Annotated in this window: 16 protein-coding genes; 3 read left to right on the forward strand and 13 right to left on the reverse strand. The window is 69.5% G+C overall.

Translation table 11 applies throughout. The features are described from left to right. Positions 1–169: 169 nt before the first annotated feature. From CNR27_RS08645 to CNR27_RS08685, 9 genes are all read right to left on the reverse strand, one after another. Positions 170–1072 (reverse strand): hydroxymethylglutaryl-CoA lyase, encoded by a 903-nt coding sequence (locus tag CNR27_RS08645; RefSeq protein ID WP_222843090.1) that lies wholly within the window; start codon positions 1070–1072, stop codon positions 170–172. Further along, positions 1069–3042 (reverse strand): acetyl-CoA carboxylase biotin carboxylase subunit, encoded by a 1974-nt coding sequence (locus CNR27_RS08650; protein ID WP_096297981.1) that lies wholly within the window; start codon positions 3040–3042, stop codon positions 1069–1071. Before CNR27_RS08650 ends, CNR27_RS08645 begins: the two co-directional genes overlap by 4 nt. Beyond that, positions 3035–3838 carry an enoyl-CoA hydratase-related protein gene (locus CNR27_RS08655; RefSeq protein WP_096300458.1) on the reverse strand — a complete coding sequence of 268 codons (804 nt, stop codon included), beginning with the start codon at positions 3836–3838 and terminating at the stop codon, positions 3035–3037. Before CNR27_RS08655 ends, CNR27_RS08650 begins: the two co-directional genes overlap by 8 nt. A 193-nt stretch (positions 3839–4031) precedes the next feature. Beyond that, positions 4032–4436 (reverse strand): hypothetical protein, encoded by a 405-nt coding sequence (locus CNR27_RS08660; protein WP_425435416.1) that lies wholly within the window; start codon positions 4434–4436, stop codon positions 4032–4034. A 2-nt stretch (positions 4437–4438) separates the two neighbouring features. Continuing rightward, a complete protein-coding gene (locus CNR27_RS08665; protein WP_096297982.1) occupies positions 4439–5014 on the reverse strand; it encodes a bactofilin family protein in 576 nt (191 codons plus the stop codon). Positions 5015–5210: 196 nt separating this feature from the next. After that, positions 5211–6818 carry a carboxyl transferase domain-containing protein gene (locus tag CNR27_RS08670; protein ID WP_096297984.1) on the reverse strand — a complete coding sequence of 536 codons (1608 nt, stop codon included), beginning with the start codon at positions 6816–6818 and terminating at the stop codon, positions 5211–5213. Between the two features lie 167 nt (positions 6819–6985). Beyond that, positions 6986–7324 carry a hypothetical protein gene (locus CNR27_RS08675; RefSeq protein ID WP_123832383.1) on the reverse strand — a complete coding sequence of 113 codons (339 nt, stop codon included), beginning with the start codon at positions 7322–7324 and terminating at the stop codon, positions 6986–6988. A gap of 317 nt (positions 7325–7641) precedes the next feature. Continuing rightward, the gene (locus CNR27_RS15715) at positions 7642–7977 is read right to left on the reverse strand and encodes a hypothetical protein (protein ID WP_096297988.1); all 336 of its coding nucleotides are present in this window, start codon (positions 7975–7977) and stop codon (positions 7642–7644) included. A gap of 126 nt (positions 7978–8103) precedes the next feature. Continuing rightward, positions 8104–9279, reverse strand: a complete 1176-nt coding sequence (locus CNR27_RS08685) for a thiolase family protein (RefSeq protein ID WP_096297989.1) — start codon at positions 9277–9279, stop codon at positions 8104–8106. Positions 9280–9458: 179 nt separating this feature from the next. Here CNR27_RS08685 and CNR27_RS08690 point away from each other — a divergent pair, with 179 nt between their 5' ends. Beyond that, complete coding sequence (locus CNR27_RS08690; protein ID WP_096300462.1) at positions 9459–12317, forward strand: S8 family serine peptidase; 2859 nt, start codon at positions 9459–9461, stop codon at positions 12315–12317. Between the two features lie 115 nt (positions 12318–12432). Here CNR27_RS08690 and CNR27_RS08695 read toward each other — a convergent pair whose 3' ends face one another. The 3 genes from CNR27_RS08695 to CNR27_RS08705 form a co-directional block, all read right to left on the reverse strand. Continuing rightward, positions 12433–13590 (reverse strand): isovaleryl-CoA dehydrogenase, encoded by a 1158-nt coding sequence (locus CNR27_RS08695; protein WP_096297991.1) that lies wholly within the window; start codon positions 13588–13590, stop codon positions 12433–12435. Between the two features lie 140 nt (positions 13591–13730). Next, positions 13731–14831 (reverse strand): Glu/Leu/Phe/Val dehydrogenase dimerization domain-containing protein, encoded by a 1101-nt coding sequence (locus CNR27_RS08700; RefSeq protein WP_096297993.1) that lies wholly within the window; start codon positions 14829–14831, stop codon positions 13731–13733. A gap of 277 nt (positions 14832–15108) precedes the next feature. Next, on the reverse strand, positions 15109–16674 hold the full coding sequence (locus tag CNR27_RS08705; RefSeq protein WP_096300464.1) for a phospholipase D family protein: 1566 nt from the start codon (positions 16672–16674) through the stop codon (positions 15109–15111). Positions 16675–16881: 207 nt separating this feature from the next. Between CNR27_RS08705 and CNR27_RS08710 the strand changes: the two genes are divergently transcribed. Beyond that, positions 16882–18960, forward strand: a complete 2079-nt coding sequence (locus tag CNR27_RS08710; protein ID WP_096297995.1) for a C1 family peptidase — start codon at positions 16882–16884, stop codon at positions 18958–18960. A gap of 1222 nt (positions 18961–20182) precedes the next feature. Further along, positions 20183–20770 (forward strand): DUF488 domain-containing protein, encoded by a 588-nt coding sequence (locus CNR27_RS08715; RefSeq protein ID WP_096297997.1) that lies wholly within the window; start codon positions 20183–20185, stop codon positions 20768–20770. 7 nt (positions 20771–20777) lie between these two features. Here the strand turns inward: CNR27_RS08715 and CNR27_RS08720 are convergent, their stop codons facing one another. Next, positions 20778–20972, reverse strand: coding sequence for a hypothetical protein (locus CNR27_RS08720; protein WP_096297999.1), 195 nt, complete (start codon positions 20970–20972; stop codon positions 20778–20780). Positions 20973–21064: the final 92 nt, after the last annotated feature.

Genomic DNA, 21064 nt, shown 5'->3' on the forward strand with positions numbered 1-21064 from the left:
GATCCTCGCAGGCAAAGCGCGCAGTTTAACCGGCCCTCGTGTGCCCGGTACGGCGTCGCCGATCGGTCTGCGCGCCCGCAGCGCACCCGCAACCGTCAGCCGCGCCTGCGCGGGCGTGTGGACGACGACGAGGGCCGCGGCACGGAGGACGCAGCGCCTGCTTCCAGACTCATCCCCGCGCGGCGAGTGCCTGCCCGACCTTGCTGCCCGACGCGCGACCGAGCTTGGAGGCGAGCCAGTTGCCGGTTTCGGCGAGCCTGTCGAGATCGATGCCGGTACGCACGCCCATTCCGTGCAGCATGTAGACCACGTCCTCGCTGGCGACGTTGCCGCTGGCGCCCTTCGCGTACGGGCAGCCGCCGGCGCCGGAGACCGCGGAATCGATCACTGCGACGCCTTCCTCGAGGCACGCCAGCACGTTGGCCAGCGCCTGGCCCCAGGTGTCGTGGAAATGCACCGCGAGCGCCGGCATCGGCACCTCGGCGGCGACGGCGCGCAGCATCGCGCGCGCTGCCGCAGGCGTGCCCACGCCGATCGTGTCGCCGAGCGAGATCTCGTAGCAGCCCATCTCGTGCAGCGCACGCGCGACCCGGACCACGTCGGCCACCGGCACCGCGCCCTGGTAGGGACAGCCCAGCACGGTGGAGACGTAGCCACGCACCCGCACGCCATCGGCGCGTGCGCGGTCCAGCACGGGAGTGAAGCGCTGCAGCGACTCGGCGATCGATGCGTTGATGTTGGTCCGGTTGAAGGCTTCCGAGGCCGCGGTGAACACCGCGATCTCCGCGACCCCGGCTGCGCGCGCCCGGTCATACCCGGTTTCGTTGGGCACCAGGACCGGATAGGCGATGCCGGGGCGCCGCTCGATACCGGCATAGACCTCGGCGGCATCGGCCAGCTGCGGGACCCACTTCGGGCTGACGAAACTGGTCGCCTCGATGCTGCGCAGGCCGGTCGCCGACAACCGGTCGATCAGTTCGATCTTGTCGGCGGTCGAGACGAGGGTCTTCTCGTTCTGCAGGCCGTCGCGCGGTCCGACCTCGACGATGCGCACGTCCACCGGCAGGCTCATCCGAGCACCGCCAGCACCGCGTCCGCATCCACGAACTCGCCGGCCACCGCGCGCATCTCGGCGACGCTGCCGTCGCGTGGGGCCTTGAGCGCGAGTTCCATCTTCATCGCCTCCATGACCAGCAATGGCTGGCCGGCGACGACCGTGTCGCCCGCAGCGACCTGCACCGCGACGATGCGGCCCGGCATCGGCGCACGGACGCGATCGTCCCCGGCAGCGTCGGCGCCGGCGCTGCGGCGTGCACCGGCGACGTGGCGCAGGTCCAGCCGCGCCTGGCCGTCGTGGACCACGATGTGGTCCGGCCCGGCGATGACCGCGATGCGCGCGGCGCTGTCGTCGAAGCGCGCGCTGAGCACGCCGTCGACGAGCCGCGCGCCAGCGACCGCGACAGCGCCGGAGGGGCCGTGCACCACGCGATCGTCCGCCGCGCCCGACACCGTGACCGGGAGCGGCTGGCCGCGATGCTCGAACATCAGCGTGCGCGCGGGCGATGCGCCGAGGCGCCAGTTGTCATTGGCGGTCCAGGGCGACGGGTCCCCCGCGGGCGCCGCCTCGCCCAGCAGCCGGGCGACTGCCGCGGCGGCGACCAGACGCGCCGGCGGCACCACATCGGCGGAGGAGACGAACTCCTCGAGATGGCGGTCGAGATAGCCGGTATCGATGGTGGCGTCGACGATCGCCGGGTGGCGCACCAGGCGCTCGAGGAATTCGATGTTCGACTTCGGACCGACGATCCGGCACTGCGCGAGCGCCTCGCGCAGACGGGCGAGCGCGCGCGGCCGGTCCTGGTCCCAGACGATGAGCTTGGCGATCATCGGGTCGTAGAAGATCGTGACCGTGTCGCCTTCGACGACGCCGGAATCGACGCGGACATGGTCCGACGGCGGTGGCAGCCGCAGCGTGCGCAGCATGCCCGACGCGGGCAGGAACCCCGCATCGGGATCTTCCGCATACAGCCGCACCTCGATCGCATGGCCGATGCGCGGTACTTCGTCCTGCGCAAGCGGCAGATGATCGCCGGCGGCGATCCGCAACTGCCACTCGACCAGATCCAGCCCGGTGGTGAGCTCGGTCACCGGATGCTCGACCTGCAGCCGGGTGTTGATCTCCATGAAATAGAAGTGGCCGGCCGGATCGACGATGAATTCGACCGTGCCTGCATTGGCGTAATCGATCGCGCGCGCTGCCAGGACCGCGGCCTCGCCCATCGCCGCGCGCAGTTCGGGCGTCAGGAACGGCGAGGGCGATTCCTCGAACACCTTCTGGTAGCGGCGCTGCGCCGAGCACTCGCGCTCGTTGAGGTGGATCACGCCGCCATGGCGGTCGCCGAACACCTGGATCTCGATGTGGCGCGGCGATTCGATGTAGCGCTCGAGCAGCACCCGGTCACGGCCGAAGGCGTTCTTCGCTTCGCGCTGGCAGCTCTCCAGATTGGGGATGAACTCCTCGAGCGCGCGGACGATGCGCATCCCTTTGCCACCGCCGCCGTGCGCGGCCTTGATCATCAGCGGGAAACCGATCCGCGCGGCCTCGCGCGCGAGCGTGGCCGGGGACTGGTCCTCGCCGGTGTAGCCGGGCACGACCGGCACTCCCGCCGCGGCCATCAGGTCCTTCGCCCCCGCCTTGCTGCCCATCTTGCGCATCGAGGCCGACGACGGCCCCACGAAGGTCAGCCCCGCGGCCTCGACCGCGTCGGCGAAGTCGGCGTTCTCGCTGAGGAAGCCGTAACCCGGATGGATCGCCTGTGCCCCGGAGTTGCGCGCGACCTCGAGGATCGCATCGCCGCGCAGGTAGGAATCCTGCGGCCGCGGACCACCGATCGGATAGGCCGCATCGGCCAGGCGCACGTGCTGGGCGTCGGCGTCGGCCTCCGAATACACCGCGATCGTGCGGATGCCGAGGCGGCGCGCGGTACGGATGATGCGGCAGGCGATCTCGCCGCGGTTGGCGATCAGCAGGGTGTCAAACATGGGCATCCTTTTCGCTCGTCGCCCATGTCGCCGGGCGCTTTTCCAGAAATGCGGTCAGGCCTTCCTGGCCCTCGGCCGAGACCCGCAGCGCGGCGATCAGCGAGGCGTTGTCCTGGTCGAGAAGATCGCGGTCGGTGGCAGCGGCGACGGCGCGCACCAGGCGCTTGGCGCCTGCGGCGGCGTTCGGGCCGGCTTTCAGCAGCAGTGCGATCTGCCGGTCCACCGCGGCATCGAGCGCGTCGGCCTCGACCACTTCATGCAGCAGCCCGATGCGCTGCGCCTGCGCCGCGTCGAAGAGCTCGGCGGTGGCGAAATAGCGCCGCGCATTGCGCGTGCCGATCGCCGCGACGACGTAGGGGGCGATCGTCGCCGGCAGCAGGCCGAGCCGGCTTTCGGTCAGGCCGAACTTCGCGCCCGGCACCCCGATCGCGATGTCGCAGCAGGCCACCAGCCCGACGCCGCCGCCAAAGGCAGCGCCGTGGACGCGCGCGATCGTCGGCTTCGGCAGCTCGTCGAGGGTCCGCATCAGGCGGGCGAGGGCGATTGCGTCCTCGCGGTTGTCGGCTTCGCTGGCCGCGGCCATGCTGCGCATCCAGTTGAGATCCGCGCCGGCCGAAAACGACGCGCCGGTGCCTTCGAGCACGACCACACGCACGTCCGGATCGCCGCCCACTGCGTCCAGCGCGGCGGTCAGCGTCGCGATCAGCGCCGCGTCGAAAGCGTTGTGCAGGGCAGGACGGTCCAGCCGTAGGCGCGCCACCGCGCCAGTGCGGACGAGGGTCAAAGCATCGGACATGCGCATCGGGTCCTGCAGAACGGTCCGGAATCATAACGAGTCGGGACGTGCGACCCATGCGGCGCTGCAAACATGCCGGCCGGGAGCGCGCGCTCGCGGGTGTGGCACTTGGCGTGAGGTGGGCCCGGGGACATCCGTGGGCGCGGTGCTGCGGCATGCGCTCCGCTGGTCGCCGCTTCCGCGGCGGGAGTGGCTAGGAGCGCCCGCGGCTCAGGGGCGAGCGTGTCGGACGGCGCATGTCGTTGGTCGGCGTGACCTCGACCGCCAGGCTGAAGGTGCGCTCGTCGCCGACCAGCAGCGCGCCGACACCGACCACCTGGCGGTTGATCTCCTTTCCCGCCTCGTCGCGGATCACCAGTACCACCGAATATTCCCAGGCGCCGCCTTCGGCCGGATGCCGGATGCGGCCCTCGACCTCCAGCGCGGTGGTGGTCTCCTCGCGCTGAACCGCATGCCGCGCGACGATGGGCGAAGCCGGCGCGGCGTCGATCTTCAGATAGTGCTGGCACGCCGGACAGCGCGTGGCGCTGTCCAGGATCGTGGTCTTGCAGTGCGGACAGGTGCGCGTGGCACCTGCCGCGCCGGGACGGCTGCTCACGGTCAGGCGCTGGACTTGTCGTTGGCCGCCTTGTCCTTGGCTGCGCCGCTGCCGTTGCTGGCCGGCGCAGCCACGTCGTCCCAGCCGCATTCGATGTGGCCGCGGATCCTGGAACCCTTCGCGACCGTCAGCGAACCGGCCTTCAGGTCACCGGTGAGCACGGCGGAGTCGCGCAGTTCCACCAGCGAGGCCGATTCGATGTTGCCTTCGAGTTCGCCCGACACCAGCACCTGCTTGGCGCGCACACCGCCGTTGAGCTTGGCGCCATGCTCGATGGTCAGGTCGCCCTGCACGTTGACGTCGCCCTTGAAGCGGCCGGCGATGCGGATATCGCCCGAGCCCTCGATCTTGCCCTCGATGGTGAGGTCGGCGGCAATGATCGATTCCTTGCCGCTCGGCGCGGCCGGGCGTGCTGCAGGCGCCGGTGCGGCCTGCGGCGGCGTGGGCAGCGTGGCGGTCTGGAAGTCGGCAATCGCCGGGGACGCCGTGTCACGGGCCGGGACCGGCGGCGGCGCCGCGTCGGAGCCGAATATGGGGGAATCCTTCTTGGCGGTGCCGGACTGCGGGAAAATGGCCATGTCGCGCGTTACCTCTGAAAAGGACGGGGAGCGGAAAGGGACCGCTCGAAACAGGACTTCCGCGACGCCGCGGTCGGCAGCGCGGAAGCCGAGGCTAGCACGCGAACTGCGCTCTGCAGCGGCGCGCCACGCCGCGAAAGCGTGACCGCGCAAGCACTTGCCGCCTGTCGGGACCACCCGGCCCCGCGCTTTGCGCCTACATCCGGAAGACGCCGAAGCGCGCGGGCTCGATCGGTGCATTGAGCGAGGCCGCCAGGCCCAGGCCCAGCACCCGCCGGGTGTCGGCCGGATCGATGATGCCGTCGTCCCACAGGCGCGCGGTCGCATACCAGGGGCTGCCCTGGTGTTCGTACTGCTCACGGATCGGCTGCTTGAAGGCCTCTTCGTCCTCGGCGCTCCAGCTGCCGCCCTTGCCTTCGATACCGTCGCGGCGCACGGTCGCCAGCACGCTGGCCGCCTGTTCGCCGCCCATCACGCTGATGCGGGCGTTGGGCCACATCCACAGGAAGCGCGCGCCGTAGGCGCGTCCGCACATGGCGTAGTTGCCGGCGCCGAAGCTGCCGCCGATGACGATGGTGAACTTCGGCACGCTCGAACAGGCGACGGCGGTGACCATCTTCGCCCCGTCCTTGGCGATGCCGGCATTCTCGTATTTGCGGCCGACCATGAAGCCGGTGATGTTCTGCAGGAACACCAGCGGAATGCCGCGCTGGTTGCACAGCTCGATGAAGTGCGCGCCCTTGAGCGCGCTCTCGCCGAACAGGATGCCGTTGTTGGCGACGACGCCCACCGGCATGCCATGTACATGGGCGAACCCGGTCACCAGCGTCTTGCCGTAGCGCGCCTTGAACTCCTGGAAGTCGCTGCCGTCGACGACGCGGGCGATGACCTCGCGGATGTCGAAGGGCCGACGCGTGTCCCTGGGCACGATGCCGTAGAGCTCCTCGGCCGGATACAGCGGTTCGACCGTCGCGCGCCGCGCCAGCCGGGTGACGCGCGGGCGGTTGAAGCTGCCGACGATGTCGCGCGCGATCTGCAGCGCGTCGGCATCGTCCTCGGCGAAGTGATCGACCACGCCCGACACGCTGGTGTGCACCTCGGCCCCGCCCAGCGCCTCGGCGTCCACCACCTCGCCGGTGGCCGCCTTCACCAGCGGCGGGCCGCCGAGAAAGATCGTGCCCTGCTCCTTGACGATCACCGACTCGTCGCACATGGCCGGTACGTATGCGCCGCCCGCGGTGCAGCTGCCCATGACCACGGCCACCTGGGGAATGTTCTCCGCCGACATCCGCGCCTGGTTGTAGAAGATCCGTCCGAAGTGCTCCCTGTCCGGGAACACCTCGTCCTGCAGCGGCAGGAACGCGCCGCCCGAATCGACCAGGTAGACGCAGGGCAGATGGTTCTCTCGAGCGATCTCCTGGGCACGCAGATGCTTCTTCACCGTCATCGGGAAGTAGGTGCCGCCCTTGACGGTCGCGTCGTTGGCCACGATGACGACTTCCAGCCCCTGCACGCGCCCGATACCGGCGACGACGCCTGCGGCCGGCGCCGCGCCGTCGTACATGTCCTCGGCCGCGAGTGGCGCGATCTCGAGGAACGGCGAGCCGGGGTCGAGGAGGGCGGTGATGCGATCGCGCGCCAGCAGCTTGCCGCGCGCGGTGTGCTTCGCCTGCGCGGCCTCGCCACCGCCCTGCGCCGCGCGCGCCAGCCGCTGCCGCAGTTCATCGACGAGCGCGCGGTGGTAGTCGGCGTTGTCGATGAAGTCCTGCGCGCGCGGATCGAGCTGCGAAGTGAGTGCGGGCATGCGGAAGGCACCTTGCGGGAAAACCGCAAGGATACGGAAGCGCGCGAGCGGCCGCAGGGGGCATGCGCAGCGTCTGTTGTGTGAAGGGAGGTGCAGTGCGGCACGCACGCCCACCCCAAAATAAAAAGCCCGCCTGACGGCGGGCTTCCGGTCGGAGTAAGCGCTGCTCAGTTGTCGGCGCTTTCCTCGATGCGCTCGCCGGTGTTCTCGATCGCCTGGCCTGCCCTCTGGGTGGCCTCGCCGGTGGCGCGCCGGGCGTCTGCGGCTGCAGCGTCGGCGCGGACGGCTGCATCGTGCGCAGCCTCGCGGGTTTGCTGGGCCGCAGCATCGGCGGTCGCGCGCGCCGCGTCTGCGGTCGCGGAGGCGGCGCTGGAAATCGCCTGGCCGGCGGCTTCGTTGGCCTGCGCGGCTTCGGCGCGTTCGCGTTCCGCGTCGTTGGAATTGCTGCACGCGGCCAGCGCCAGCATCAGCGCTGCGGCGAGTACGTTGATCGGCTTGATCTGCATGGGCATGGGTCCTGAAGCGGTGGGAGCCCGGAGCATGAATGCGAACAGGTGAGCGCCGTGCAAAGAAGTGGGGGTATCGGGGCGGGGGGCAGCGCGAGTGGCGCTGCGGTGCATGCCGCTTGTGGCAAGTCTCTCGTGCGGGCCACTCGTAGATCAGCGGGTGCCGGGCGCACCGGCGCCGCGCGCATGTCGGCGCGCGAACTGCCGCCTTGCAGTTGCACTGCACTTCGATACGCCGCACCGCGCACAAAAAAGGCCGCCGGGCGAACCCGGCGGCCTTCGAATCCAAACGCGATGGCGTTACGCCATCGGATGAATTACGGAGCCACTTCTTCCGCAGCGTCGGCAGCGTCTTCAGCCTGCGACTCAGCGTGGTCGGCAGCGTCGGCAGCGTGCTCGGCGCCGTCGTTGGTGCCAGCCGCAGCGGCCTGGGCAGCAGCGTCAGCAGCGGCGTCGGCAGCAGCAGCGGCGTCGTCGGCAGCAGCCTGCGCGGTGCCGGCCAGCGCCGGATCCTGCGTCTCGTTGGCAGCAGCCTGAGCGTCGGCAGCGGCGTCGGCAGCGCCTTCAGCCGAGCTGTTGGCCTGCTCGGCGTTGCTGCAGGCGGCAAGCGCAAAACCCATGGCCAGGGCAAGCAGAGCCTTGTTGATCGTCATTGTGTCTTCCTCGTCTGAAAGTGTGGGCAACGCGCTTAATGCGCGCCGACGACATGATGACAAGCCGCGGACAGCTGTCAAGCGGGACGTGCGCCCTTTTTTCGTAAAAAACACGTTATCCGAAGTTCACACCATTTGCACGGCAATTGCGGTGGCTTCTCCGCCGCCGATGCAAAGGGTCGCTACGCCGCGCTGGAGGCCGCGCGACTGAAGCGCGTGGATCAGCGTGACGATGAGGCGCGCGCCGCTGGCACCGATCGGGTGGCCGAGGGCCAGTGCACCGCCATTCACGTTCAGCCGCTCATGCGGGATGCCCAGATCCTTCATCGGCGCCATCGCGACGTTCGCGAACGCCTCGTTGATCTCGAACAGGTCCACGTCCTCGACGCTCCAGCCGGCCTTGTCCAGCACGTTGCGAATCGCGGTGATCGGCGCGGTGGTGAACCACTCGGGTGCCTGCGAATGGCGCGCATGGGCAACGATACGCGCCAGCGGCTTGAGTCCGCGGGCCTCGGCCTCATCGGCCGAGGTCAGCACCAGCGCCGCGGCGCCGTCGGAAATGCTCGACGAGCTGGCCGCAGTCAACCGGCCATCCTTGCCGAACGCCGCGCGCAGGGTGGGGATCTTCTCGACCTGGATGCGGCCGGGCTGTTCGTCGGTGTCGTAGGACACCTCGCCCTTGCGCGAGGCGACGGTCACCGGAACGATCTCGGCCTTGAACGCGCCAGATTCGATCGCGTGCTTGGCGCGAGTGGCGCTCTCGACCGCATAGGCGTCCAGCTCCTCGCGGCTGAACTCGTACTTGGCACAGGCGATGTCGCCGAACACGCCCATCGAGTTGCCGTCGTAGGGATTGGTGAGGCCGTCCCACGCCATGTGGTCGAGCATCTCGGCGCTGCCGTAGCGGATGCCGGTGCGCGAACCGTTGAGCAGGTGCGGCGCATTGGTCATCGACTCCATGCCTCCGGCGACGACGAACCTGGCCGTGCCGGCCTTGATCAGGTCATGACCGAACATCACCGCCTGCATGCCCGAGCCGCAGACCTTGTTGATGGTCACGCAGCCGGCGGCATCGGGAATGCCCGCGGCGCGCGCAGCCTGGCGGGCCGGTGCCTGGCCGAGGCCGGCCGGCAACACGCAGCCGATGAGGGCTTCGTCGACGAGTTCCGGGGCTACACCTGCGTGTTCCAGCGCGGCAGTGATCGCGGTCGCGCCGAGCGTGGTCGTGGGCACGCCGGTGAACTGGCCGAGCATGGAACCGATAGGGGTGCGCTTGGCGCCGACGATGACGATGTCAGTCATTGGGGAGGAAACTCCGATAGGTGAACCGCTCAGTGACGTCGATTATCGCATCCGCGCCACTGCGAAGTCGCCGCGACCGGCCACCCGATGACAGCCGCCGCCGGTTGCAGGTATAGATGCGCGTGTGGGGATCACGCATGCAGGGGCGCTGCGCCTGCACCAGACTGGAGAAGGACACGATGTCGAATGCGATCACGGCGCGCACGGGCGCGAAGACCACACGCCGCAGCCTGCTGGCTTGCGCACTGGCTACCGCGCTCACCGCATGCGGCGGGGGCGGCTCGGGTGGAGGCCTGGTCGTGCTGGACCCGCCGCCCGCAGCGCCCCCACCGGTGACACCGCCTCCACCACCCGTGACGCCACCACCGACGGTCGTCCAGCCGCCCAATCCCGCCTATAGCGGGCACCTCGCCGACACCAATACCTTCGCAGCGCACGAAGCCGGGTTTACCGGCCGCGGCGTCCGGATCGGCTTCATCGACAGCGGCGTCAACCGCAGGCACCCGGCGCTGCGCGACCGCGTCGTCGCCAACCTGGTGTACATCGGGCCCGGCAACAACCTGTCGGTGGACGACGTGTCGGGCCACGGCACCGCTGTTGCCCAGATCGCGGCCGGCCGCCCGTTCGGCACCTGGCCGGGCGGGGTGGCGCAGAACGCGGAGATCGTGTCGGCGCGCATCATCGGCGACAAGCCGCCCGAGGACGACGGCTCCGGAGCAGGCAACGAGATCGACGGCCCGCTGGGCCTGGAGCCGATCCATCGCGACCTGATCAACCGCAACGTCAAGGTCATGAACAATTCCTGGGGCGGGCTGTACTGGACGAACCTGGCGGTCACCGCGCAGATCGCCGCCGAGTACCGCCCCTTCATCGTCAACCACGGCGGTCTGGTGGTATTCGCGTCGGGCAATGCGGGCTTCGCCAACCCGTCCGATACCGCCGCGCTGCCGAGCAAGCAGGGCACCGGCGGCAGCCTGCCTGCCGCGGATCTCGAACGCGGCTGGATCACGGTCTCGGCCCTGGCCGAAGGCAGCACGACCGCGCTCGCGAGCTATTCCAACGCCTGCGGCGTCGCGATGCGCTACTGCCTGGTGGCGCCGGGCACGGTGATCGTCACCGGCACCGACAACCCGCCCGACCAGCCCGATTACTGGCGCTACAGCGGCACATCGCTGGCCGCGCCGCTGGTCTCGGGCGCCGCCGCGCTGGTGTGGGAAGCCTTCCCGTACTTCAACAACGACCTCGTGCGCCAGACGCTTCTTGGTACCGCGACCGACATCGGTGCGGCGGGCGTCGACCCGGTATTCGGCTACGGGGTGCTCGATGTGGGCAAGGCGGTCCTCGGCCCGGCGAAGTTCGACTGGGGCGACGTGACCGCGAACTTCAGCAGCGGCACCTCGACCTGGGGCAACGACATCCGCGGCAACGGCGGCCTGGTCAAACGCGGCGGTGGCACGCTGCGGCTGAGCGGCGACGCCGGGTATGCCGGTGCGACGCGCGCCGAGGGCGGCACCCTTGCGTTCGTCTCGTCCTCGATCCCCGGCGCGGCCACGGTGGAATCGGGCGCCACGCTGCAGCTCGGCGGCAGCCGCGTCGGTGGCGATCTGGTCAACCGCGGCACCTTCGCCGTCACCGGCAACGTGCCTGCACGCACCATCGCCGGCAACTTCCAGCAGGCCGATTCCGCCCGTCTCGCCTGGCAGATCGGCGCGCCGCTGCAGGTCACCGGCACGGCCAGCCTCGCCGGCGAGCTGCAGGTCACCGGCATCATCGGCGGCTACACGCTGCAGCGGCGCGAGACCGTCGTGGAAGCCGTCGGCGGCATCACCGGGCGATTCGGCAGCCTGACCCGCGGCCCGGGGGTGTTTCTCGAAGGCAACCTGCGCTACGACACCAATCTCGCCTGGATCGATGTCATTCGCCTCGACGTGACCGCGACCGCCGCCTCGCTGGCGGGCATCACCCCGCAGTCGCTGGGCGCGGCGCAGCGCGTGGAGGGCGCGTTCGAGCAGATCGACGGGCAGGCGCTCGTGGGCAGCGGCCCGATTGCCGATGGTTTCATCCGCACCGCCGGGGCCTTCCAGGGCATCCAGGGCGAAGCGGCGGCGCTTGCGGCGCTCGACAGCCTGTCGGGCGCGCAACATGCCGCGGCATTGACGACGACGTTCGACAACGTCGACATGGGGCGGCGCGTGGTGGCGTCGCGTGTCGGCGCGCTGGCCGCGTCCGGCGCCGGCACCGGCCTCTGGCAGGAAACGCTGGGGCAGGGCGGTAGTGGCGGCTTCGCCCGCGACGGTTTCAGCGTCGACGGCTGGAGCATCGGCCGCGACCATCGGCTCGGCAACGGGCTGGTGGCCGGCTTTGCGTTCGGCGAACTGCGCGGCGACGGCCTCGCCGCAGCGCGCGGCGATCGCAACCGCGACCGGCAGACCCAGGCGCAGGCATATCTGGCCCGCAGCTTCGGCAACAGCTATGTGATGGCGCAGCTCGGCAGCGGCCGCTTCGACCGCGACATGCAGCGCCAGCTCTTCGCCGGCGCCGGCTGGCAGGGCGTCTCCACGCGCTACGCCGGCAGCTACACCCAGGCGGCGGTCGAAGCCGGCCATTACTGGCAGGTCGGCGCGGCCGAGTTCGGCCCGTATCTGGGCGCCGAACAGGTGCGCCTGCGCAGCGACGGCTTCGACGAGCGCGGCGGTGACGGCTTCGGTTTGCGCAGCAGCGGCTGGGACGTCCAGCGCAGCCAGGCGATCGCCGGCCTGCGGGCGCGCTGGGATGCGCCCGGCTTCTCGCTGCATGGCTATGGCGAGTGGCAGCAGACCCTGTCGTCGAGCGGCTTCGATCTCCAGGCGAGCTTCACCGGCATCGAAGCCTGGGCGCCGATCGCAGGTCTGGAGCCGGCGCGTTCGGGCGGGCTGCTGGGCCTGGCGCTGGAATCCTGGCTGTCGCCGCGCACGCGGATGATGCTGGGCCTCGACCAGCGGTTCGGGCCGCGTGGCAGCGACCGCATGGCCTCGATGCAACTGGCCTACGGGTTCTGAGCCGGCGTTTCGGCAGGCAAAAAGAAGGCCGCCTGCGGGCGGCCTTCTCGTTAGTGGGGGCCGCGATCGTGAATCGCGAGTGCCAGCCCCTCGGGCATACGCGCGGAGAGCCCGCTCAGCTCCTGCCGTCGAACAGCTCCCGCCCGATCAGCATGCGACGGATCTCGTTGGTGCCGGCGCCGATCTCGTAGAGCTTGGCGTCGCGCAGGATGCGGCCGGTCGGGTACTCGTTGATGTAGCCGTTGCCGCCGAGTGTCTGGATCGCCTCGAGCGCGACGCGCACCGCGGCTTCCGAGGCATGCAGCAGGCAGCTCGCCGCGTCAACGCGCGAGGCATGGCCGGCGTCGAAATCGCGCGCCACCTGGTAGGCGAACGCGCGGCTCGACTGCAGCGACGTGTACATGTCGGCGATCTTGGCCTGCATGATGCCGAAGGTGCCGATCGCCACGTCGAACTGCTTGCGTTCGCGCACATAGGGCAGGGCGATGTCGAGCGCCGACTGCATCAGCCCCAGCGGCCCGCCGGTCAGCACCAGGCGTTCGGTGTTGAGGCCGCGCATCAGCACCTTGACCCCGCCGTTGACCTCGCCCAGCACGTTCTCGGCCGGAATCTCGCAGTCCTCGAACACCAGCTCGCAGGTGTTGGAGCCGCGCATGCCGAGCTTGTCGAGCTTCTGCGCGGTGCGGAAGCCCGGCATGCCCTTCTCGACCAGGAAGGCGGTCATGCACTTGCTGCCCGCGTCCTTGCCGGCGGTGCGCATGTAGACGATCAGCACGTCGGCCTCGGGGCCGTTGGTGATCCACATCTTGTTGCCGTTGGCGACCCAGCGGTCGCCGCGCAGCTCGGCGCGGCAGGCCATCGAACCGACGACGTCGGAGCCCGCCCCCGGCTCGCTCATCGCCAGTGCGCCCTTCCATTCGCCGCTGCAGAGTTTCGGCAGGTACTTCTGTCGCTGCGCCTCGGTGGCGTTCGCGTAGAGGTTGGCCACGCACAGATTGGAATGCGCGCCGTAGCTCAGGCCGATCGAGCCCGATGCCCGCGAGATCTCTTCCATCGCGACGAGGTGGGCCAGATACCCCATCTCGCTGCCGCCGTATTCGCCGGGCACGGTCATGCCGAGCAGGCCCAGCTCGCCAAGCTTCGGCCACATGTCCTGCGGAAAGGCATTTTCGTGGTCGATGGCCTCGGCGCGCGGGGCGATCTCGGCGTCAGCGAAACGGCGTACCGCGTCGCGCAACGCGTCGAGTTCTTCGCCGAGCGGGAAAGTACGCATCTCTACTCCTGGGGAAAACCGTGGCGGGCGGCGACGCAGCGGCGCGGCGTCGGAACGCGGCGGTGGATGTGCATCTGCAGCATCCGCCGCGCCCGGATACGACGATGGGGCCGAAGCCCCATCGCGTGTACTGCGTTGACTCAGGCGCCGCGCACGCGGCCCTGGAAACGGGGCTGCGCCCGGCCGAGCGGCAGCTTGAGCTTGCCCATGATCTCGATGCGTTCTTCGGCGAGGCGGTCGGCGGCCATGTAGGTCGGGATGCCGTCGCGCTGGGAGATCTCGAAGATGCGCGTGAGGTTGTGGTAGATCGTGCGCATCATGCGCATCGCGCGTTCGCGGTTGTAGCCGTCGATCTCGAGCGAGACGTTCATCACGCCGCCGGCGTTGACCGCGTAGTCGGGCGCATAGAGGATGCCGCGCCGTTCGACTTCGTCGCCGATCGCGTTGTTGGCCAGCTGGTTGTTGGCCGCGCCGCAGATGATCTTGGCCTTCAGGCGCGGCAGCGTCTTCTCGTTGACCGTGCCGCCCAGCGCGCACGGCGAGTAGACGTCGGCGTCGACGTCGTAGATCTCGTCCAGGCCCACCGCTTCGGCGCCGTACTCGCTGACCGCGCGCTCGACGCGATCCTTGTTGATGTCGGTGACGAAGATCTTCGCGCCGCGCTCCTTGAGCAGCTTCACGAACTCGATGCCCACGTGGCCCAGGCCCTGCACCGCGTAGCTGTAGTTGCCCACGTCTTCGTTGCCGAACTTGCGATTCAGCGAGGCCAGCAGACCCTGCATGGTGCCGTAGGCGGTGAACGGCGACGGATCGCCCGAGCCGCCATGGACCTGGTGCACGCCGGTCACGAACTGGGTTTCGCGGTAGACGAATTCCATGTCGTTGACGTCGATGCCGACGTCCTCGGCGGTGATGTAGCGGCCGCCCAGCGATTCGACGAACTGGCCGAACGCACGGAACAGGCCTTCGGACTTGTCGGTGGCCGGATCGCCGATGATCACCGCCTTGCCGCCGCCGATGTTCAGGCCGGCGACCGCGTTCTTGTAGGTCATGCCGCGCGACAGGCGCAGCACGTCATTGAGCGCGTCCTGCTCGGATTCGTAGGGCCACATGCGGGTACCGCCCAGTGCCGGACCCAGCACGGTGTTGTGGATCGCGATGATCGCCTTCAGACCCACGTCCTTGTTGTGACAGAACACGACCTGTTCGTGGCCGTAGGTGTCGAGGTGCTCGAAAATCATTCAAAACTCCGTCACGGGCGTCAGGCCCGATTTCAGGGGAGGGTCCCGGAAGGCGATGCGGCCCGGTCACGAGGACCGGTCGGGTTCAGCGGCGCCGCAAGGCGAGTGAGCGCGGCATTTTACGCGGGTCGTCCGGCAATTGGTTGAATGTGCAACTGCTTGCTGAAAATGCTTGTGGAATCAATCGCATGCGCCGCGTGAAAGGCGCGCTGAACAGGGCATTTTTCGTGGTGCATCGCAGCAACCGCGGGCACCTCATGCGTCCACTCGCGGACGCTTACAACTGGGATTCGATCGGCAGCCAGCGCACGACACTGGCGATCAGCCGTTGCAGACGGGTGCTGTCGGGCTCGGTGGTCAGTACCACCGGCGGATCCTCGGCGCGGTCCAGCCAGCGCGTCCGTCCGTCCGCGTCGAGGAACACCCAGTAGCTCATGCCCGGCGAGGTGAGGTGGCGGAATTCCTCGAACAGGGCGGCGCCCAGCGCGGCATCGTCGAACATCACGCCCATCTCGGTGTTGAGGTTGGCCGAGCGCGGGTCGAGGTTGAACGAGCCGACGAACCCATGGCGGCCATCCACCAGCGTGGCCTTGGTGTGCAGACTGGCGCTGCTGTTGCTGCCGAAGAGGCTTCTGGCTCCCCTGGTATCGGCCCGGCTGCGGGTCTCGAACAGGTGCACGCCGCCCTCGAGCAATGGCTTGCGATAGCGCAGATAGCCGCCGTGCACCGCGAGGACATCGTTGGCGGCCAGCGAGTTGGTGACCACCGCTACATCCACACCGCGCTCGGCCATGGCCACCAGACCTTCGGTGCCTTCCACGCCGGGCACGAAGTAGGGCGAGATCAACAGCACGCTGGCCTTGGCCTGTCTGATGTCGCGCAGCAGATACTCGACCAGCCAGCTCTCGCGATCATCGCCGCGCCACTTGATCGGCGGGTCGGACAGGATCTGGATGTGTTTGCTCCAGATCGGCTTGAGCGCGCCGGAGAAATAGCCACGCACGCTCGGCGACAGGTCCATCGCGTCCAGGAAGCGGCGCGCCTCCTCGCTCTCCGACTCTTCCTGGATATGCTCGAGCACTGCGCGGATCGTCGCCGGGGGCTTGCGGTTGAGTGCTTCGATCGGGATCGCCGCCTCGCTGTTCCAGAATTCGTCGAAGATCGCGTTGGCATCGTCCACCGCGGGGCCGAACAGCACCATGTCCAGATCGTGGAAGTTGAATTCCTCGGCCGCGCTGAAGTACTCCACGCCAATGTTGCGGCCGCCCACCACCGCCACGCGGCCGTCGGCGATCCAGGACTTGTTGTGCATGCGGTGGTTCACGCCCCAGGCGCGCTGCACCATCTCCAGCAGGCGCATCACCCCGGTGCGGTTGCGGAACGGGTTGTAGACGCGCAGCTCGATGTTTTCGTGCGAATCCATCGCCAGCAGCGTCGCGTCCATATCGCTGATGCCCATGTCGTCGAGCAGGATGCGTACGCGCACGCCGCGCTCGGCGGCCAGCCAGACTTCGTTGGCGAGCATCCGCCCGGTCAGGTCGTTGCGCCAGATGTAGTACTGCAGATCGAGGCTGCGCCCGGCCTGGCGCGCGGAGATCGCCCGCGCGGCATAAGCGTCCACCCCGTCGGACAACATGATCGCGCCGGTCTCGCCCGGGTGCCGCTCCAGCAGCGGAACCAGCTCGCGGTCGAGCGCGGTCTGGTTGTTGGACAGCGGCAGCGTGTAGCTCGGTCGTCCGGAGGCGGGCGGCAGCAACCGATCGGCGACGAAGATGCTGCTGACCGCCATGACCAGCAGCGTGAACAGGCCCCAGGCGATCAGTTTCTTGACGCGTTTCTTCATGGACGGCGCTTCGTGGTCGTCGCGCAAGCATCGCAGAACCGGTGATTCCGCGCCTCATCGCAGGTCGCGGCCGGTGCGACAGGGCGGATGCAGTCTGTGTACCGCGCGACCGTCACCGATGCGTCTGCACACTCGGGGCGGGATCCGTCGCAGCTGTCCGCCCGGGCGCACCGGGCTTGTTCGCTCATCGCGTACCACGGAGGTTCCATGGCCACGACCAGGGCCGGCGCGCGACGCGCCACCAGACCAGCAGCCATCGCGCGCCTGCTCGACGCGCGCCCCGACACTGCCGATTTCCGCGACCGCATGTTCGAGCCCACGCTCGTCGACGTGCCCAGCGAAATGCCGCTGGCGCGCTTCACCAGGCTCGGTGTGCCGGTTCTCGACCAAGGCGAGCAGGGCGCCTGCACCGCCCATGGCCTGGCGACGGTGGCGCATACGCTGCTGCGCCGGCGCCGGCCCGAGCCGGTGAAGCTGCGCATGAGCACCCGGATGCTCTACGACATGGCGCGCCGCTACGACGAGTGGGAAGGCGAGGACTACGCCGGCTCGAGTTGCCGCGGCGCGATGAAGGGCTGGCACCGCCACGGTGTCTGCGCCGAGGAATGCTGGCCGGACACGCCGGGTCCGCTGCCTGGCGTCTACACCGAGGAACGGGCGCGTGCAGCGCAGGAACATCCGCTGGGCGCCTATTACCGGGTCAATCACAAGGATCTGGTCGCGATGCACGCCGCATTCGCCGAGGCGGGCGTGCTGTATGCATCGGCGGCCGTGCACGACGGCTGGCTGGCGCCGCCCGCGACCGGCGTCGTCGAATGGGCCGAACAGCCGGTCGCCGGCTACCACGCCTTCGCGATCGTCGGCTACGACCGCGAAGGCTTCTGGATCCAGAACTCCTGGGGGAGGCGCTGGGGCAAGCGCGGCTACGGCTGGGTGAGCTACGACGAGTGGCTGCAGCGCGGCGTCGACATCTGGGTGGCGCGGCTGGCGGTGCCGGTCAGGCTGCAGCGGGTGCAGGCGGTTGCGGCGAGCAATTCCATCCTTGCCCGGCAGTCGAACGGATACTCCCAGGCCGACCTGCGCCCGCACATCGTCAGTCTCGGCAACGACGGCCGGCTGCGCACCACCGGCCGCTTCGGCACCGGGCAGGACGAAGTGCGCAACCTCATCCGCGAGGATCTACCGCGCATCACCCGCGACTGGCCGGTCAAGCGGGTGATGCTCTACGTCCACGGCGGCCTGGTGCCCGAGCAGGCCGCGATCCAGCGGGTTGCCGACCTCTGCGAGCTGATGCTGCCCCAGCAGGTGTATCCCCTGTGCTTCGTCTGGAAGACCGACTTCTGGAGCACGCTCGGCAACCTCCTGCGCGATGCCGTGCGCCCCCGCACCGAGGGCCTGATGGACCGGGCGAAGGGTCTGCTGCTGGACCGCATCGACGACACCATCGAACCGCTGGCGCGCGTGCTGGGTGGCCAGGCGCTGTGGGAGGAGATGAAGGAGAACGCGCGGCTGGCCACGACTGCGGTGGTGCGCGATGGCGACGGGCTGACCGAGGCCGGTGGTGCGGCCCAGGTGGCGCGCCTGCTCGGCGAATGGATGCAGGCCGATCCCGCGGTCGAACTGCACCTGGTGGGCCACAGCGGAGGCGCCGTGCTGCTGGCCCCGCTCGCGCAACTGCTGACCACGCACGGCCCCGTCCCCGACGGCCCGGCCGCGGGCATGCTCGGCGTCGGCCAGCGCATCGCCAGCCTCAACCTGTGGGCGCCGGCAATGACGATGGCCCTGTTCGAAGCGAGCTTCGCCCCGGCCCTGGCCGACGGCCGCATCGACCGCGCGGCGCTGTTCACCCTGACCGACCGCGCCGAACAGGACGACCACTGCGCGCGGATCTACAACAAGTCGCTGCTGTATCTCATCGCCCACGCCCTGGAGGCCCGCGCGCGCAGCTGGGTGCGCGCCGAACATCGCCACGGCACGCCGTTGCTGGGGATGGCGCGCTTCATCGAGCCCCATAGCGGCATCCGCGACCTGCTGGCAACCGGCAGGCTCGACTGGATCCAGGCGCCAGTGCAGGGCGAGCCCGCACATGCCGCCAACGGCAGCGCGGCGACCACCCACGGCGGCTTCGACGAAGATCCGGCGACGCTGCAGGCCACGCTCGCACGCATTCTGGGCCAGCCCGGCCAGGCCCAGGGCCGCATACGCCTTCACCGCAGCGAAGCCGGCCTGGAGGACTGCCGCCATCGCCTGTGCGAAGCGCTCGAATCGCGGCCGGCAAGACGCTGATGCAGCGTCTCTTCCTGGACAGTCCGTTCGAAGCGTAGCGAGTGAGGGAGGGGCTTTCGGCTTTCGGGATCCTGCGCGTCGCGGGAAAGAAGAGGGGGGGGCACGTCCACGGGGCCATCGGGAAGCAGAGCCCTCAAGGACCCTGCGCCTCTCCCTCCGGGAGAGGCCGACGCGCGAAGCGCGGCGGGTGAGGGGCGGGGACTTCCCCTCGAACTTTCCGCAGGTGCGAGGCCAGACGGGAGACCGGAAGACGCTGCGACGATGGGGGTCAGGGGATCGTCGGGCCGGCTGCCCTCACCCCAACCCCTCTCCCAGGGGGAGAGGGGCTTGAGGCGCCCCGGCGCGACCCCTCGTGGGGAGAGGGGCTCTCGTTGGAACAGAGGCTCTCGTGGGGAGAGAGCCTTGAGCCGTCCTCGCCCGATCACAACGTTCCAAAAGGAGAGGGGCACGTCCATCGAGCCGTTTGCAGGCAGAGGGCTCGCGGCCCCTGCGCCTCTCCCTCCGGGAGAGGCCGACGCGCGAAGCGCGGCGGGTGAGGGGTGGGGACTTCCCCTCGCGCGTTCCGCAGGCGCGAGGCCAGACGGGACACCGGAAGACGCTGCGACGATGGGCGCTGAGGGGATCGCCCGGCCGGCTGCCCTCACCCCAACCCCTCTCCCAGGGGGAGAGGGGCTTGAACTGCCTCACGCCTCTCCCTCAGGGAGAGGCCGACGCGCGAAGCGCGGCGGGTGAGGGTGGGGACGCCCCCTTGAACTTTCCGCAGGGTGACGCAGCCAGAGGGAACACCTGTGAGGCGCTGCGAGGGCTGGCTCAGGGATCGCCGGGCCGGCTGCCCTCACCCCAACCCCTCTCCCAGGGGGAGAGGGGCTTGAACTGCCTCGCGCCTCTCCCTCAGGGAGAGGCCGACGCGCGAAGCGCGGCGGGTGAGGGTGGGGACGCCCCCTTGAACTTTCCGGAGGGTGACGCAGCCCAGAGGGGACACCTGTGAGGCGCGCGCGCTGGCTCAGGAATCGCCGGGCCGGCTGCCCTCACCCCAACCCCTCTCCCAGGGGGAGAGGGGCTTGAGCAGCCTCCAGCCCTCTCCCGGGGGGAGAGGGGCTTGAGCAGCCTCCAGCCCTCTCCCGGGGGAAGGGGCTTAAGCCACGTCCCCAAGCACTGTCCCGGGCAAGGGGCCATTCGCCGCGGCGCCGCCCTACGCCCCTGCGACGCGCACTTCGTTTGAATGGCGCCTTCCGCCCGGCATTCCAGCGTGTCCGTTATCGAAGCCCAACCCGCCGTCGCCACCATCTGGACCATCGGCCACTCCACGCGCAGCTGGGACGAGTTCCTGGCGCTGCTTCAAGGCCAGGGCATCGACGCGGTCGTCGACGTGCGCCGCTTTCCCGGCTCGAAGCGTTATCCATGGTTCGCGTCCGAGGCCATGGCAGAACATTTGCCCGAGACGGGTGTCGCCTATCTTTGGCTGCCGCAGCTCGGTGGCCGACGGCGCGCGCAGGCCGGTTCGCCCAATGGGGCGTGGCGCAATGCCGGGTTCCAGGGCTACGCCGACCACATGGCCAGCGCCGAGTTCGCCGAGGGGCTCGCCGCCGCGCTCGAGCTGGCGGAGTCCAGACGCACCGCGCTGATGTGCGCCGAAGCGCTGTGGTGGCGCTGCCACAGGCGCCTGATCTCCGACCTGTTGACCGCGCGCGGCACCCGGGTCTGCCACATCCTCGACGCCAGGCACGTGCAGCCGCATGTGATGCATCCCGACGCACGTGTCGAGGACGAAAGCGTGATCTATCCGCCAGCGCAGGGCGGGCTGTTCTGATCCGGAATCAGCGCGTCTTCAGCGAGGCCTGCAGCGCCGTCGCCAGCGCCGCATCGCCGCTTACCAGATCGGTCCACTTCAGTTCCAGCCCCTTGCGCTTGCCCTTGGGCACCAGCTTCAGGCCGTCCGGGTCGATGGTCAGCACATACGGCGTATCGCCGATCTGCAGTTCGCGCTTGAGGGCTTTGTCGAGTGGGGTCATGGCAGCCGGTCGGGAATGGACGCGGCCGATGCTGCCCCTGGGGGCGTCAAGCGGCCGGCACGGCGCCGCGGTGCAGCCTGGCGCAATGACCG

This window comes from Luteimonas chenhongjianii (assembly GCF_002327105.1).
Lineage (GTDB): Bacteria > Pseudomonadota > Gammaproteobacteria > Xanthomonadales > Xanthomonadaceae > Luteimonas > Luteimonas chenhongjianii.